This is a genomic window from Streptomyces coeruleofuscus (assembly GCF_039532725.1).
Taxonomy (GTDB): Bacteria; Actinomycetota; Actinomycetes; order Streptomycetales; family Streptomycetaceae; genus Streptomyces; species Streptomyces coeruleofuscus.
In genome coordinates, this window is the sequence record NZ_BAAASE010000002.1 from 197,355 (window position 1) to 210,724 (window position 13,370).

The 13,370-nt window shown below is 71.1% G+C and carries 14 protein-coding genes and 1 pseudogene; 8 read left to right on the forward strand and 7 right to left on the reverse strand.

Annotation, left to right across the window (positions count from 1 at the left end):
• Positions 1 to 8: 8 nt before the first annotated feature.
• Together ABFX81_RS07965 and ABFX81_RS07970 are read right to left on the reverse strand one after the other, a co-directional pair.
• A complete protein-coding gene (locus tag ABFX81_RS07965; protein WP_086854267.1) occupies positions 9 to 503 on the reverse strand; it encodes a MarR family transcriptional regulator in 495 nt (164 codons plus the stop codon).
• Positions 500 to 1,117: a DJ-1/PfpI family protein gene (locus tag ABFX81_RS07970; RefSeq protein ID WP_086854268.1), complete on the reverse strand. Its 618-nt coding sequence runs from the start codon at positions 1,115 to 1,117 to the stop codon at positions 500 to 502. Before ABFX81_RS07970 ends, ABFX81_RS07965 begins: the two co-directional genes overlap by 4 nt.
• 161 nt (positions 1,118 to 1,278) lie before the next feature.
• On the opposite strand from ABFX81_RS07970, the gene ABFX81_RS07975 reads away from it, so the two are divergent.
• The 3 genes from ABFX81_RS07975 to ABFX81_RS07985 all read left to right on the forward strand — a co-directional run bounded on the left by ABFX81_RS07975 (position 1,279) and on the right by ABFX81_RS07985 (position 4,248).
• On the forward strand, positions 1,279 to 2,634 hold the full coding sequence (locus ABFX81_RS07975) for an aminotransferase class III-fold pyridoxal phosphate-dependent enzyme (protein WP_086854269.1): 1,356 nt from the start codon (positions 1,279 to 1,281) through the stop codon (positions 2,632 to 2,634).
• A 139-nt stretch (positions 2,635 to 2,773) separates the two neighbouring features.
• Positions 2,774 to 3,475: a GntR family transcriptional regulator gene (locus tag ABFX81_RS07980; protein ID WP_086854270.1), complete on the forward strand. Its 702-nt coding sequence runs from the start codon at positions 2,774 to 2,776 to the stop codon at positions 3,473 to 3,475.
• 122 nt (positions 3,476 to 3,597) lie between these two features.
• Positions 3,598 to 4,248, forward strand: coding sequence for a phospholipase D-like domain-containing protein (locus ABFX81_RS07985; RefSeq protein WP_086604371.1), 651 nt, complete (start codon positions 3,598 to 3,600; stop codon positions 4,246 to 4,248).
• A gap of 10 nt (positions 4,249 to 4,258) precedes the next feature.
• Here the strand turns inward: ABFX81_RS07985 and ABFX81_RS07990 are convergent, their stop codons facing one another.
• Positions 4,259 to 4,552 (reverse strand): hypothetical protein, encoded by a 294-nt coding sequence (locus ABFX81_RS07990; protein ID WP_086854271.1) that lies wholly within the window; start codon positions 4,550 to 4,552, stop codon positions 4,259 to 4,261.
• Positions 4,553 to 4,659: 107 nt separating this feature from the next.
• Positions 4,660 to 5,943 carry an adenylosuccinate synthase gene (locus ABFX81_RS07995; RefSeq protein ID WP_086854272.1) on the reverse strand — a complete coding sequence of 428 codons (1,284 nt, stop codon included), beginning with the start codon at positions 5,941 to 5,943 and terminating at the stop codon, positions 4,660 to 4,662.
• A gap of 185 nt (positions 5,944 to 6,128) precedes the next feature.
• On the opposite strand from ABFX81_RS07995, the gene ABFX81_RS08000 reads away from it, so the two are divergent.
• Entirely contained in the window at positions 6,129 to 6,989 is an 861-nt protein-coding gene (locus ABFX81_RS08000; protein ID WP_086854273.1) for a diacylglycerol kinase family protein, read from the forward strand.
• Positions 6,990 to 7,002: 13 nt separating this feature from the next.
• Here ABFX81_RS08000 and ABFX81_RS08005 read toward each other — a convergent pair whose 3' ends face one another.
• Positions 7,003 to 7,500: a MarR family transcriptional regulator gene (locus tag ABFX81_RS08005; RefSeq protein WP_086854275.1), complete on the reverse strand. Its 498-nt coding sequence runs from the start codon at positions 7,498 to 7,500 to the stop codon at positions 7,003 to 7,005.
• 74 nt (positions 7,501 to 7,574) lie between these two features.
• Here ABFX81_RS08005 and ABFX81_RS08010 point away from each other — a divergent pair, with 74 nt between their 5' ends.
• Positions 7,575 to 8,471, forward strand: a complete 897-nt coding sequence (locus ABFX81_RS08010; protein ID WP_086854274.1) for an ATP-binding cassette domain-containing protein — start codon at positions 7,575 to 7,577, stop codon at positions 8,469 to 8,471.
• Positions 8,468 to 10,066 carry an ABC transporter permease gene (locus ABFX81_RS08015; RefSeq protein WP_346137827.1) on the forward strand — a complete coding sequence of 533 codons (1,599 nt, stop codon included), beginning with the start codon at positions 8,468 to 8,470 and terminating at the stop codon, positions 10,064 to 10,066. Before ABFX81_RS08010 ends, ABFX81_RS08015 begins: the two co-directional genes overlap by 4 nt.
• Before the next feature lie 37 nt (positions 10,067 to 10,103).
• On the opposite strand, the gene ABFX81_RS08020 is transcribed toward ABFX81_RS08015, so the two are convergent.
• Positions 10,104 to 11,324: a cytochrome P450 gene (locus ABFX81_RS08020; RefSeq protein WP_346137828.1), complete on the reverse strand. Its 1,221-nt coding sequence runs from the start codon at positions 11,322 to 11,324 to the stop codon at positions 10,104 to 10,106.
• Positions 11,325 to 11,391: 67 nt separating this feature from the next.
• Between ABFX81_RS08020 and ABFX81_RS08025 the strand changes: the two are divergent.
• Both ABFX81_RS08025 and ABFX81_RS08030 read left to right on the forward strand, forming a co-directional pair.
• A pseudogene (locus tag ABFX81_RS08025) lies at positions 11,392 to 11,589 on the forward strand (ATP-binding protein); the annotation flags it as partial.
• Positions 11,590 to 11,709: 120 nt separating this feature from the next.
• Complete coding sequence (locus ABFX81_RS08030; RefSeq protein WP_086850237.1) at positions 11,710 to 12,546, forward strand: copper chaperone; 837 nt, start codon at positions 11,710 to 11,712, stop codon at positions 12,544 to 12,546.
• A 66-nt stretch (positions 12,547 to 12,612) separates the two neighbouring features.
• Here the strand turns inward: ABFX81_RS08030 and ABFX81_RS08035 are convergent, their stop codons facing one another.
• On the reverse strand, positions 12,613 to 13,272 hold the full coding sequence (locus ABFX81_RS08035; protein ID WP_086850235.1) for a DUF1326 domain-containing protein: 660 nt from the start codon (positions 13,270 to 13,272) through the stop codon (positions 12,613 to 12,615).
• Positions 13,273 to 13,370 lie beyond the last annotated feature (98 nt).

The following is a 13,370-nucleotide window of genomic DNA, read 5'->3' on the forward strand; positions in this document are numbered from 1 at the left end:
AACGCTGTCTACGGTTCCGTAACAGGCGGAGGCGGCGTGCCGGGTGGAGGCTCCGTGACGGGCAGTCCCTCCTGGTCGAGCACCTTCGACAGCCGTTCCAGCACCCGCACCGCCTCCGCCAGCTCCGCCTCCCCGAACGCCTCCGCCAGCCGGTCGGCGAACGCCGCGTGTCCGGGGCCGATACAGGCGATCGCCGCACGCCCCTCCTCGGTCGGGGTGAGGAGCTTGGCGCGGCGGTGCGCGGGGTTCGGCCGGTACTCGGCGAGCCCGCGCTCCACCAGCAGGTCGGCGATGCGCTGCACGCTCTGCCGTGTGATGCCCATGGCGCGGGCGATGCCGGAGACGGGCAGCGGCTCGCCGAGGACCGCGCCGAGCACCTGCCACCAGGCGGCGGTCAGGCCGGCGGGCCGGGCCAGTTCCTCCGCGACGGCGAGGAACTGGCCGTTCAGCCGGAAGACCCCGAGGGCGCTGCGGCTGAACAGGTCCTGACGCTCCCGGCTCATGCCGCCCCGGCCTTCTCCAGCACGGCGTACGCCGCCGCGTCGGAGTCGTGGAACAGCCGGTACCAGGCGTCGAGCACCTCGCCCTCGTACACGCCGAGCAGCCGGAAGATCTCCCGGGCGAAGGCGACGGGCTCGGTCGGGCCCGCGGTGACGAGGTTTCCGTCGGTGACGGCGTCGGTCTCGACGTAGCGCTCGCCGCCCGCGTAGCCGGTCGCGGCCAGGTAGAAGGAGACCGCGCTGGTGTGGGACCGGTCGTCGAGCAGGCCCTCCCGGGCGAGCCCGGCGGTGGCGCCGCAGATCGCGGCGACCGGCACGCCGGCCTCCAGGAACGCCCGGGCCTTGCGGGCGAAGGGCGCCAGGTCACCGGACGTGTCCCAGAGGTCGGCGCCCGGGAGGATCAGCAGGGAGCTGTCCTCGGGCCGTACGTCGTCCAGGGCCGTGCCGGGCTGGATGCGCAGTCCGCCGGTGCTGGTGACCGGGCCGGTGGACGGCCCGACGGTCCGGATCTCGTGTCCGGCGCGGGCGAGATGGGCCGTGGCGTGGCCCGTCTCCCAGTCGGCGAGGGTGTCGTAGACGGCGAGATGGACGGGCTTGCGGTCTGCGGTGGCGTTCATGGTTCCTCCTAGGGACCCCGTGCCGTATGACAACATGCTGACATTTCGACAGCACGCTGTCAACTGGTTGGTTCGGCCTGGACAACCTGTCGCGGAATGCCGCCGACGGCAGACAGGCCGCCGATTTCACCGCCCTCTCCCCCGCGCCTACGCTCGCCCGCATGACCCCTCAGCCGAACCCCGAAGCCGGTGCCGCCGTCAAGGCCGCCGACCGTGACCACGTGTTCCACTCCTGGTCCGCTCAGGAGCTCATCGACCCGCTCGCCGTCGCCGGGGCGGAGGGGTCGTACTTCTGGGACTACGACGGCCGGCGCTACCTCGACTTCTCCAGCGGGCTCGTCTACACGAACGTCGGCTACCAGCACCCCAAGGTCGTCGCCGCGATCCAGGAACAGGCGGCGAGGATGACGACCTTCGCGCCCGCGTTCGCGATCGAGGCCCGGTCGGAGGCGGCCCGGCTGATCGCCGAGCGGACACCGGGTGACCTGGACAAGATCTTCTTCACCAACGGCGGCGCCGACGCCGTCGAGCACGCGATCCGGATGGCCCGGCTGCACACGGGCCGCCCGAAGGTGCTCTCGGCGTACCGCTCGTACCACGGCGGTACGCAGCAGGCCGTGAACATCACCGGCGACCCGCGCCGCTGGGCCTCCGACAGCGGCACCGCCGGGGTCGTGCACTTCTGGGCGCCCTACCTCTACCGCTCCCGCTTCTACGCCGAGACCGAGGAGCAGGAGTGCGCGCGGGCGCTGGAGCACCTGGAGACCACGATCGCCTTCGAGGGGCCCTCGACCGTCGCGGCGATCATCCTGGAGACGATCCCCGGGACGGCCGGGATCATGGTCCCGCCGCCCGGCTATCTCGCCGGGGTGCGGGAGCTGTGCGACAAGTACGGGATCGTCTTCGTCCTGGACGAGGTCATGGCCGGGTTCGGGCGGACCGGCGAGTGGTTCGCGGCGGACCTGTTCGACGTCACGCCCGACCTGCTGACCTTCGCCAAGGGCGTGAACAGCGGGTATGTGCCGCTGGGAGGTGTGGCGATCTCCGGCGCGATCGCGCAGACCTTCGGGAAGCGGCCGTACCCCGGTGGTCTGACGTACTCCGGGCACCCGCTGGCATGCGCCGCCGCCGTCGCGACGATCGACGTCATGGCGGAGGAGGGCGTCGTGGAGAACGCGGCCCGGCTGGGCGCGTCCGTCCTCGGGCCGGAACTGCGGGAGCTGTCGGCGCGGCACCCGAGCGTGGGCGAGGTGCGCGGTGTCGGCATGTTCTGGGCTCTGGAGCTGGTCCGGAACCAGGAGACGCGGGAGCCGCTGGTGCCCTACAACGCGGCCGGGGAGGCGAACGCGCCGATGGCCGCCTTCGCCGCCGCCGCGAAGGGCAGCGGGCTGTGGCCGTTCGTGAACATGAACCGGACGCATGTGGTGCCGCCCTGCAACATCACCGAGGCGGAACTCAAGGAGGGTCTCGCGGCCCTGGACGCGGCGCTCTCGGTGGCGGACGAGTACACCGAGTAAACAGCCGTTGTCCCGTCCGTAGCCGACCACAACCCGTCAGTAGGCGACCGCCTCACTCCTCGTTCGAACGCGTAAGGTGGCGTGGCCGTAGACATATACGTGCACGCCACCCGAACGCGACGAGGGAGACGCCCTGACCATGCCCCGCAGCTCCGGCAACGGCGCCGTGACGCGCAGCACCCTGAGGCAGCAGATCGCCGACGCGCTTCGTGACGAGGTGCTGGCGGGGCGGCTCCAGCCGGGGCAGGAGTTCACGGTCAAGGAGATCGCCGAGCAGTACGGGGTGTCCGCCACGCCGGTCCGCGAGGCGCTGGTCGACCTCTCCGCCCAGGGGCTCCTCGACGCCGACCAGCACCGCGGCTTCCGCGTCCACGAATACTCGGTCGAGGACTTCCGCGGCATGATCGAGGCGCGCGGCCTGGTCATCGAGGGGATGTTCCTCGCGCTGACCGAGGGGCGCCCCGGAGCCGTGCGGCCGGACGATCCCCGGGCCGCCGCCGTCGTCGCCGGGGTCCGCAGGCGCGGCGAGGAGGCGCAGCGGGCCGCCGCCGCCGGTGACCTCACCGTCCTCATCGGCTACGACCTGCGCTTCTGGCGCGAGCTCGGCGCCTGTTTCGGCAACCCCTACCTCGCCGACTTCCTGAACCGGCTGCGACTGCAGACCTGGGTCTGCGCGGTGCAGCACCTGCGCCGGCTCACCGACCTGCGCGGTGAGCTGTGGGCCCGGCACACCGAACTGGTCGACGCCCTGATCGCCCGCGACAACGACACCGCCCGGTCGATCATCGCCGGCTACAACGCCCACTCCGTCGCCCTGATCGAGCGCCTCGCCTCCGGATGACCTGCGTCGCATCTCTCCGTATGGGTATGGGACATGCACGGCGGGAGCCGCTTTTCGTGCCGCACCGATACCCTTCTGACCACCGTGCCACCCGACCGACCGAGCTGAGCGAGGAGCCTTCTTTGGCCTGTGACCTGTGGCTGGTACCGCTCGTCGACGTGTTGTGCCACACGCCGGACAATCCGTTCGCCGAGGAACTCGCGCAATACAACAAGGTGCTCGCCGAGGCGGGGCTGCCGCCGGTGCCGGTGTACCAGTACATGCCGGGCCTGTCGGGCGACGTCGCCCCGGTCGCCGGCTTCGACTACGACGCGCTGCACTTCCTGCGCCGCGCCTACCTGCTCCAGGTGTGCGGCCTGCCGGTGACGCCCGTGGACGAACTCGGCGGCGACTACGAGCAGTTGCTGGAGATGTTCGAGTCGACGGCCCAGCAGTCGCACCTCGTCTGGCACTACGACCACGCGGGTGCCTACGTCCCCGTCGACTTCCCCAGCCCGCTCGCCGACGACGAGCTCCTCGCGGGCGGCGGTCCGCTGGGCTCCTCGCACGCCCTGCTGCGGGAGCTGGAGGTGGTCGCCCCCGTCATCGGGATCGACCCGGCCAACCCGCCGGCCGCGCCGCAACCGCCGCTCGTTCCCACGGAACTGGAGGAACCCGCCGTCCCGGCCCCGTACGATCCGAGCCCGTTCGCCCGGGAACGCCACGTCTGGCTGGGTCTGCACGCGGCCGTGACGCGGAGTCTGGCCCAGGGGTCGATGATCGTGTTCAGCTGAACCGCGGGGCTCAGCGTCCCAGCTGGGAGAGGCCCTTCTGGACGTCCTCCACGTTCATCACCGGCGTGTAGCTGACCTCCGCGTTGAGCTGGAGGAAGAAGGGCTCGCTGAGCACCGGCATCTGCGAGCTGTCCTGCATGTCGAAGAACAGGAAGGCCGTGCGCTTGCCGTGCTCGGAAGTGAAGTAGGCCGCTTCGGGCTTGATCTGTTCCAGCGACTCCTGGATCAGCTTCCCCAAGGTGCCGTTCCGGATGGCTTCGTTGGCCTTCTCCGTGTCCATGGAGGCCTTCAGCATGACGCGCATCGCACTCACCTTCTTCTGGTCGACGCACGCGGGCTAGGACTTTCAGCCTAAGCCCGATCACCGGCGCCCGCGCGGGGCGCCGGTGAGGGAGCTGACGGCCCTGCGGCCTACAGGAACGAGTTGATCTCGATCGTCTCGTCCCGGCCCGGACCCACGCCGATCGCGGAGATCGGGGCGCCGGACATCTCCTCCAGCGCCTTGACGTACGCCTGCGCGTTCTTCGGCAGGTCGGTGAAGGACTTGGCCTTGCTGATGTCCTCGCTCCAGCCCGGCAGCATCTCGTAGACCGGCTTGGCGTGGTGGAAGTCGGTCTGGGAGTAGGGCAGCTCCTCGACCCGCTTGCCGTCGATCTCGTACGCCACGCAGACCGGGATCTGCTCCCAGCCGGTGAGGACGTCGAGCTTGGTGAGGAAGAAGTCGGTCAGGCCGTTCACGCGGGTCGCGTAGCGGGCGATGACCGCGTCGAACCAGCCGCAGCGGCGGTCACGGCCGGTGGTGACGCCGCGTTCGCCGCCGATGCGGCGCAGCGCCTCGCCGTCCTCGTCGAAGAGCTCCGTCGGGAACGGGCCCGCGCCGACACGGGTCGTGTAGGCCTTGAGGATGCCGATGACGCGGCTGATCTTCGTCGGACCGACACCCGCGCCCGTGCAGGCGCCGCCCGCGGTCGGGTTGGAGGAGGTGACGAAGGGATACGTGCCGTGGTCGATGTCGAGGAGGGTGCCCTGGCCGCCCTCGAACAGGACGACCTTGTCCTCCTCCAGCGCCTGGTTGATGACCAGGACGGTGTCGGCGACGTACGGCGCGAGCTTGTCGGCGTAGCCCAGCAGTTCCTCGACGGCCTGGTCGACGGCCATCGCGCGCCGGTTGTAGAGCTTGGTGAGGATCTGGTTCTTGATGTCGAGGGCCGCCTCGACCTTCTGCGTGAGGATCGACTCGTCGTACAGGTCTTGCACGCGGATGCCGACACGGTTGATCTTGTCGGCGTAGGTCGGTCCGATGCCGCGCCCGGTCGTGCCGATCTTCCGCTTGCCGAGGAAGCGCTCCGTCACCTTGTCGACCGTGACGTTGTACGGCGTGATGATGTGCGCGTTACCGCTGAGGAGGAGCTTGGAGGTGTCGACACCACGCTCGTTCAGACCGCTCAGCTCGGAGAGCAGGACCGACGGGTCGACGACGACACCGTTACCGATGACCGGCGTGCAGCCGGGGGACAGGATTCCGGAAGGGAGGAGGTGCAGTGCGTACTTCTGGTCTCCGACGACCACCGTGTGGCCGGCGTTGTTGCCGCCCTGGTAGCGCACTACATAGTCCACGGATCCACCGAGCAGGTCGGTGGCCTTTCCCTTGCCTTCGTCACCCCACTGAGCACCGAGCAGCACAAGTGCGGGCACGCGCGTACACCCCTTCCGGGTGGGGCATGTCCATGGTCGAGGGCGAACGCGGAGGTATGAAGCCGCGTACACCGCGACCGCCGTTGGCCGCCAACCGTCGGACCGGATGCCCCGGAATAGACGAAGCCCCTGGCGCAATAGCGCAAGGGGCTCTTGCACAAAGATGCTACCCGAGGAAGCGAGGCATGGCCGAGGTGGCGACTTCCGCGACGTCCGAGCAGCTGTTGGTGGTGGTCGACCCGGTCGCCCGTAGGTCGGACGGCGAGTCCGTCCGGATAGCGAAAGACGTGCTCGGAGCGGGTGCGACCGTGAAGCTGTGCCTGCCGGAGGGGCCGGAGGAGTTCGCCCGGGCGCTGGCCCGGCGGGGCTCGCGGCGCCCGGTCGTGGTCGGCGACGACCGGGCCCTGATCCGCGCGGTGTCGCTGCTGCACCGGCATCGGGAGCTGACCGGATGCGCGCTGTCGGTGGTACCGGTCGGGGGCGTGCTGTCCCTCGCCCGGTCGCTGGGGGTGCCGACCGGGACGGTGGCGGCGGCCCGGGCGGTGCTCGACGGGGTCGAGCGGCGGATGGACCTGATGGTCGACGACAGCGACGGGGTGGTGCTCGGCGCGCTGCGGATACCGCCGTTGCAGGCCGGCCCGGAGGAGCCGGACGAGGCCGCGCCGGGCCGTCCATGGCTGCGGACCTGCCAGTCCCTGGTGCGCACCCTGGTCCCGGCCGCCCGCCCGTCCCGGCTCGTCTCCGCTCCCGAGCCCGGCCCTTCCCGGCTGCGCGTCGAGGTCGACGGCGAAACCCTCGTCGACCTGGACCAGCCGGTCGAGGCGGTGTCGGTGTCGCCCTCGGCCTCCGGCGTGGCCTCGGTGGAGGTCCGCCCGGTGTCGGTGGGCGCCGAGGCCTCACCCCTGCTCGCGGAGGGCCGGACGGTGACGGTGTCGGGTGCCCACTTCCGCTACCGGGCGGACACGGTGGTGTCGGGGCCGGTACGGACCCGGACGTGGGTGGTCCGGGAGGGGGCCTGGGGGCTGACGGTGCCGGCGGCGCCGTGAGTCGCGCCGCTCGTCATTCCTGCCCGAACGTCTTCTCCCGGTGCACGCGCCAGCGTTCCATCAGCTCCGCGAGCTCGCCCTCCAGGAACTCGAAGAAGGCGAGCGTCTCGGACATGCGGCGGCCGGCCGGGGTGTCGGCGCCGAGGCTGGTGACGCCCTCGCGCAGGGCCGTCTCCCAGCGCTTGAGGACGGCGTCGCGGTTGGTCAGGGCCTCGTACCACTGGTCGCCGCGCACCCGGTAGCGCTCCCGGCGGGAGCCGGGCTCCCGTTCGCGCGAGACCATGTGCGTCTGGGCCAGGTAGCGCACCGCCCCGGACACCGCCGCGGGGCTGATGCGCAGCTGTTCTCCCAGTCCGGCGGAGGTCATCGAGCCCTCGTCCGAGGAGAGGAGCGCGGCGAAGACCCGGGCGGGCATCCGCGGCATCCCGGCCTCGACGAGATGCGCCGCGAAGGATTCGACGAACCTCGACACGGCCTCCGTGTCCCGCGCGTTCCCGGCTGATTCCGTCATGAGGCTCATCCTATCCGCGATTCATACGCTTCCTTAACTTCACAAATTTCTGAAGCGAGCGTACGTTCTGAAGCATGACGAAGGCCATCACCGTCTCCGGACTGCACAAGTCCTTCGGACGGACCCACGCACTCGACGGGCTGGATCTGGAGGTCGCCACCGGCGAGGTCCACGGCTTCCTCGGCCCCAACGGCTCGGGCAAGTCCACCACCATCCGGGTCCTGCTCGGCCTGCTGCGCGCCGACTCGGGCGCCGCGCAGGTGCTCGGCCACGACCCCTGGACGGACGCGGTGGAGGTGCACCGCCGTATCGCCTACGTCCCCGGGGACGTGACGCTGTGGCGCAACCTCTCCGGCGGCGAGGTCATCGACCTGTACGGCAGGCTGCGCGGAGGGCTGGACCCCCGGCGCCGCGCGGAGCTGATCGAGCGGTTCGAACTCGACCCCACCAAGAAGGGCCGTACGTACTCGAAGGGCAACCGGCAGAAGGTCGCCCTGGTCGCCGCGTTCGCCTCCGACGTCGACCTGCTGATCCTGGACGAGCCGACCTCGGGCCTGGACCCGCTCATGGAGGAGGTCTTCCAGCGCTGTGTGGCGGAAGAGCGCGACCGGGGCCGCACGATCCTGCTCTCCTCCCACATCCTGAGCGAGGTCGAGGAGCTGTGCGACCGGGTGAGCATCATCCGCAAGGGCCGCACGGTCGAGAGCGGTTCGCTCGCCGACCTGCGCCATCTGACCCGCACCAGTGTCGTCGCCGAACTCGCGGGCCCGCCCGACGGGCTGGCGGACCTGCCCGGCGTCCACGACCTCGACGTGCAGGGGCGCCGGGTCCGGCTCCAGGTCGACACCGACGGACTGGACGCCGTCCTGCGGTCCCTGAGCGAGTCGGGCGTACGGTCGCTGACGTCGACGCCGCCGACGCTGGAGGAACTGTTCCTGCGCCACTACCAGGACGAGGCGGCTTCCCGATGACGACCTTCGCGGTGCGGCCCGGCAGCTCACGCCAGCTGGCCGGCACCGGCACACTGCTGCGGTTCGCCCTGCGCCGGGACCGGCTGATGATCCCGGTGTGGATCGCGGTGAACGCCCTGATGGTCCTTTCCATGCCGAACACCCTGGAGGGCCTCTACGGCACCCCGGCCGAACGCGCCGATCTCGTCCGGCAGATGGAGACCAACTCCTCGCTGCGCGCGATGGTCGGCCCGGTCTTCGGTGACTCGCTGGGCGCGCTGACGGCGTGGCGGGCCGGTGTCTACGCCGGTGCCCTGGCCGCCGTGATGAGCCTGCTGATCGTCGTACGGCACACCCGGGACGAGGAGGAGAGCGGCCGTCAGGAGCTGGTGGCATCCGGCATGGTGGGCCGCCGGGCCGCCCTGACGGCGGCCCTGCTGGCGGCGGCGGTCGCGAACGCGGTGCTGGCGCTGCTGCTGACGGCCGGCCTGGCCGGTCAGGGCACGGCCGGGGCACTGGCTCTCGGACTCGGCATCGCCGGTGTCGGAATGGTCTTCGCCACGATGGCGGCGATCGTCGCCCAGCTGACGGAGAGCGCGCGGCTGGCCCGTGGTCTGACGGCGGCGGCGCTGGGCGCCGCGTTCGTGCTGCGCGCGGCGGGCGACTCGGCGACGGACGACGGCTCGTCGGTGCTCACGTGGGTGTCGCCGCTCGGCTGGCTGGAGAACCTGCGCCCGTACGCGGGCGAACGCTGGTGGGTGCTGGCGCTGCTCGCCGGGGCGGTCCTCGTCCAGGGCGCGGTGGCGTACGGGCTGGCCGGCCGCCGGGACCTGGGCATGAGCTTCCTGCCCACCCGGCCGGGCCCGGCGACCGGACGCCTGGGCAGCGCGGGGGCGCTGGCCTGGCGGTTGCAGCGCGGCAGCGTGCTGGGCTGGAGCATCGGTTTCCTCCTTGCCGGGGTCGTCTACGGCGGCATGACCGAGGGCGCGGCCGACCTGGTCGGCGACAACGAGAACGCCCGGCGGATCTTCGAGCGGATGGGCGGCCGGTCCGGCCTGACGGACGCGTTCCTGGCGTCGATGGTCGGCATGCTCGGCCTGGTAGCGGCGCTGTACATCGTGGCGTCGGTGCTCCGCCTCAACGGCGAGGAGACCTCCGGCCGGGCGGAACCGGTCCTGGCGAACGCGGTCGGGCGCCTGCGCTGGGCGGCGGGCCACCTGGTGATCGCCTTCGGCGGCTCGGCGCTCATCATGCTCCTGGCCGGCCTCGGCCTGGCCGCCGGCTACGGCAAGGGGACCGGTCCGATCCTGGGGGCGTGCCTGGTGCAGCTGCCGGCGATCTGGGTGATCGGCGGCCTCGCCGTCCTGCTGCACGGCCTGCTGCCCCGGGCGGCAGCGGCGGCCTGGGGCGTGGCCGGGGCGGTCCTGCTGATCGGCTGGGTCGGCCCCGCGCTCGATGTACCGCAGGCGGTGCTGGACCTCTCGCCGTTCGGGCATCTGCCGAAGCTGCCGGGAGGAGCCATGGAGTGGGGGCCGGTGGTGGTGCTGACCGGGCTGGCGGTGGTGCTGGTGGCCGGGGGGCTGGCGGGGTTGCGGAGGCGGGACATAACCACGTGAGCAGTCGACGTACTGCCTGACAAGGCGCCTGCACCGGTCACCCCACCTCCACGGCCAGCCCCTCCAGCCCCCTGATCACGAAGTTCGGTTTCCTCTCCGGCTCGGCGGCCAGTCGCAGCGTCGGCGCCCTCTCCAGCAGCGCCCCCATCGAGGCGGCCAGTTCGATGCGGGCCAGGGGTGCGCCGATGCAGTAGTGGATGCCGGCGCTGAAGGAGATGTGGGGGTTGTCCTGGCGGGTCAGGTCGAGGGCGGACGGGTTCTCGAACACCGTCGGGTCATGGTTGGCGGAGCCGAAGAGCATGGCGATCTCCGCGCCGCGGGGGATCGTCGTGCCGGCGATCTCGATCTCGTCCAGGACCCAGCGCTCGAACAGCTGGAGCGGGGTGTCGTAGCGCATCAGCTCCTCCACGGCGGAGGGGATGAGCGTGTGGTCCGCGCGCAGCAGCTCCAGCTGGGACGGGTTGCGGAACAGGGCGTACCAGCCGTTGACCGTGGAGTTCACCGTGGCCTCGTGGCCGGCGTTCAGGAGGAGGACGCAGGTGGAGATCATCTCCTGTTCGGTGAGGCGGTCGCCCTCGTCGTGGGCCGCGATCAGGCCCGAGACGAGGTCCTCGCCCGGCTCCTTGCGGCGGGCCGCGATCAGTTCGCGCAGGTAGTCGGAGAACTCCACCGACGCCCTGACCGCCCTCGCCGCCGTCTCCCCGGACGGGTTCAGCTCGTACATCCCGCAGATGTCCGCCGACCAGGGGCGCAGCGGGGCCCGGTCGGACTCCGGGATGCCGAGCATCTCGGCGATCACCGCCACCGGGAGGGGTTCGGCGACGTCCTTCAGCAGGTCGCCGCCGCCCGCTTCGGCCAGGGCCGAGGCCAGCTCGTCCGCCAGGCCCCGCACGTACGGCTTCAGCCGCTCCACCGTGCGCGGCGTGAACGCCTTCGACACCAGGCGCCGGATCCGGGTGTGGTCCGGCGGCTCCAGGTCGAGCATCCCGTGGTCGTTGAGCGTGTGGAACGGCTCCTGCTCCGGCGGGGGCGCGGTGCGGCCGAACTCCTCGTGCGTGAACCGGTGCCGGTACGTCCGGCCCAGGCGCCGGTCGCGCAGCAGCGCCGAGACGTCCGCGTGGTGCGGGACGAGCCACTGGTTCGTGGGCTCGTAGTAGTGCACGCGGCCCCGGGCACGCAGCTCGGCGTAGGCGGGGTACGGGTCGGCGAGGAACGCCGGGTCCCACGGGTCGAACGCGAGGTCGGAAACAGCTGCCATGGACGGACGCTAGCCCGTCAGACCGGGCTCTGACCAAGGGTGCTGTGCTTTGAGCGCCTCGACGACCGGGGCCCTCCGTATCGGCGCGTGGGACGCAAACCCCGAACCGCCCGAACCTCCAGGAGCGTTGACCTGCCTCACCGACGCCGAACCCGGCCGCGGCCTCGCCCTGGTCCGCGCCTGCGCCGACCTCTGGGGCTGGCAGCCGCCGGCCAGAGACGGCAATCGGGGCAAGTACGTGTGGTCCGAGCTGACCGCCGCGTAGGGGCTGGTCGCGCGCTGCCCTCCCGGCACGGGCGGTCCCTCACTCGGCGTGTGTTCGGGCGAGGTCGCACCGTGGATTCAGGGGTGGTCTGCTGGATGTAGCACGTAGGAGGGCGTGCCGATGCGCTTCACCCGGAACTCCGTCCTCGTCCCCACGCGGACGCCCGCGCCGACCGGAACCGGCGGAGGGCTGCTGCCGAAGCGGGATCTCGCAGCCGCCTGGTTCCTCGTCGTCCTGATCGCGGTGCCTGCGTGGGCGCTCACGATCGGCCAGGCCCGGGACATGGGGGTCGAGCCCGGCACCATGGGGACAGCACTACCCCTGTTCCTGCTGCTGTGGGTGACGATGATGACGGCCATGATGCTGCCGTCGATGGCGCCGGTGGCCATCACGTGGGTGCGGGGGATCGGCCGTCAGTCCTCCGGCTGGACGCGGGCCGCTCGCACCGCCGAGTTCCTCGGCGGGTACCTGCTGGTGTGGACCGCCTTCGGTGCGCTCGCCTATGCGGGCCTGGCCTTCACCGGCGATCTGGTGGCGGATCACCCGGCCGCGGGGCGCTGGATCGGCTTCACCGCGTTCCTGCTGGCGGGTCTTTATCAGCTCGGCCCGCTGAAGTACGTGTGCCTGCGGCACTGCCGCGCTCCCATGAGCCACCTGATGCGTTACGCCGGCTTCCGGGCACCGGCGCGCGACCTGCGGGTGGGCGTCCATCACGGCGCCTATTGCGTCGGCTGCTGCACTGGGCTGATGGTGGTCCTGATCCCAGTCGGCGTGATGAACGTGGCGGCCATGGCCGGACTTGCCCTGGTGATCTTCGTGGAGAAGCTGTGGTCCAGGGGCCCGCTGCTCGCCCGGGTCGTGGGCTTGGCGTTCCTCGTCCTGGCCGTGCTCGCGCCGTTCCAGGACTGGCTGCTGCCGGGGCTGCAGGATTCGATGCCGCCGATGGACGGCATGTGACTCACCTGGTCATCGTGAGTTCGACGGCACACAGAACGGCACCGGACCCGGGTGAGGAACAGCCGGTCAGGTGGGGCCGGTCCAGTCAAAGGAGAAGTGTTTGCTCGACTTTCCCGACCGGTCCCAGGTGAAGCCGAAGGCGTCGGCCCGATCAGTGGTGGCCCGGCCCCAGGTGGCGATCTGGCCGGGTCCCACCTCAGCACCGGGGGCGTTGTGCACCTGCACCCGTGCCCCTTCCGGGGTGGTCGGGCCGGTCAGCGCTTCGGCGGTTGCCATCACCTTTCCGGGGATTTCCGCACGCCAGGCGGACATGTCCTCGTCGACCTCGATGCGGATGGGGGCGAAGTCCATGCCCCGCATCTCGGGGCCGAGCATCTCGCCGAACTCCGCGGGCCATCCGCCCGCCTCACCGCCGAAGATCGCCTGGAGGGCGGCGCGCTGCTGTTCGTCGGCGCGTTCGTCGAAGAAGACGGCGGCGTAGGCGTCGGTGTGCTCGTGGGCCCAGACATTGCCCACGAATGAGCCGAGCATCAGTACGTTGAGGCCGTCGAGCCGCACGTCGCCGAAGTTGCCCTCCCTTACGTGCCAGGCGAGCACGCCCTCGCAGTCGCCGTAGGTCGGGGCCTGCGCGAACGTACAGGGGCACGGGATCGCGCACTTGCACACATCGAACCAGTCGCCTGCCAGATGCCACGGCGGGTGACCGGTGGTGGGTTGCTCCGTCATCTCGCTGCCCTCCGCCTGGTTCGCGGCACATCACTCCCTTCGTTCCAGCTTGCTCCTCGTCCGTTCCGCGGGCGAGGTGGTACCAGGCATGTGTGACT

Excerpts from the sequence above, each read along its gene's own strand:
- ABFX81_RS08000 (WP_086854273.1), top strand. The coding sequence starts at position 6,129 with ATGGCCGAGGTGGCGACTTCCGCGACGTCCGAGCAGCTGTTGGTGGTG.
- ABFX81_RS07965 (WP_086854267.1), bottom strand. The coding sequence starts at position 503 with ATGAGCCGGGAGCGTCAGGACCTGTTCAGCCGCAGCGCCCTCGGGGTC.
- ABFX81_RS08015 (WP_346137827.1), top strand. The coding sequence starts at position 8,468 with ATGACGACCTTCGCGGTGCGGCCCGGCAGCTCACGCCAGCTGGCCGGC.
- ABFX81_RS08020 (WP_346137828.1), bottom strand. The coding sequence starts at position 11,324 with ATGGCAGCTGTTTCCGACCTCGCGTTCGACCCGTGGGACCCGGCGTTC.
- ABFX81_RS07990 (WP_086854271.1), bottom strand. The coding sequence starts at position 4,552 with ATGCGCGTCATGCTGAAGGCCTCCATGGACACGGAGAAGGCCAACGAA.
- ABFX81_RS08010 (WP_086854274.1), top strand. The coding sequence starts at position 7,575 with ATGACGAAGGCCATCACCGTCTCCGGACTGCACAAGTCCTTCGGACGG.
- ABFX81_RS07980 (WP_086854270.1), top strand. The coding sequence starts at position 2,774 with ATGCCCCGCAGCTCCGGCAACGGCGCCGTGACGCGCAGCACCCTGAGG.
- ABFX81_RS07975 (WP_086854269.1), top strand. The coding sequence starts at position 1,279 with ATGACCCCTCAGCCGAACCCCGAAGCCGGTGCCGCCGTCAAGGCCGCC.
- ABFX81_RS08035 (WP_086850235.1), bottom strand. The coding sequence starts at position 13,272 with ATGACGGAGCAACCCACCACCGGTCACCCGCCGTGGCATCTGGCAGGC.
- ABFX81_RS07970 (WP_086854268.1), bottom strand. The coding sequence starts at position 1,117 with ATGAACGCCACCGCAGACCGCAAGCCCGTCCATCTCGCCGTCTACGAC.
- ABFX81_RS08005 (WP_086854275.1), bottom strand. The coding sequence starts at position 7,500 with ATGACGGAATCAGCCGGGAACGCGCGGGACACGGAGGCCGTGTCGAGG.
- ABFX81_RS08030 (WP_086850237.1), top strand. The coding sequence starts at position 11,710 with ATGCGCTTCACCCGGAACTCCGTCCTCGTCCCCACGCGGACGCCCGCG.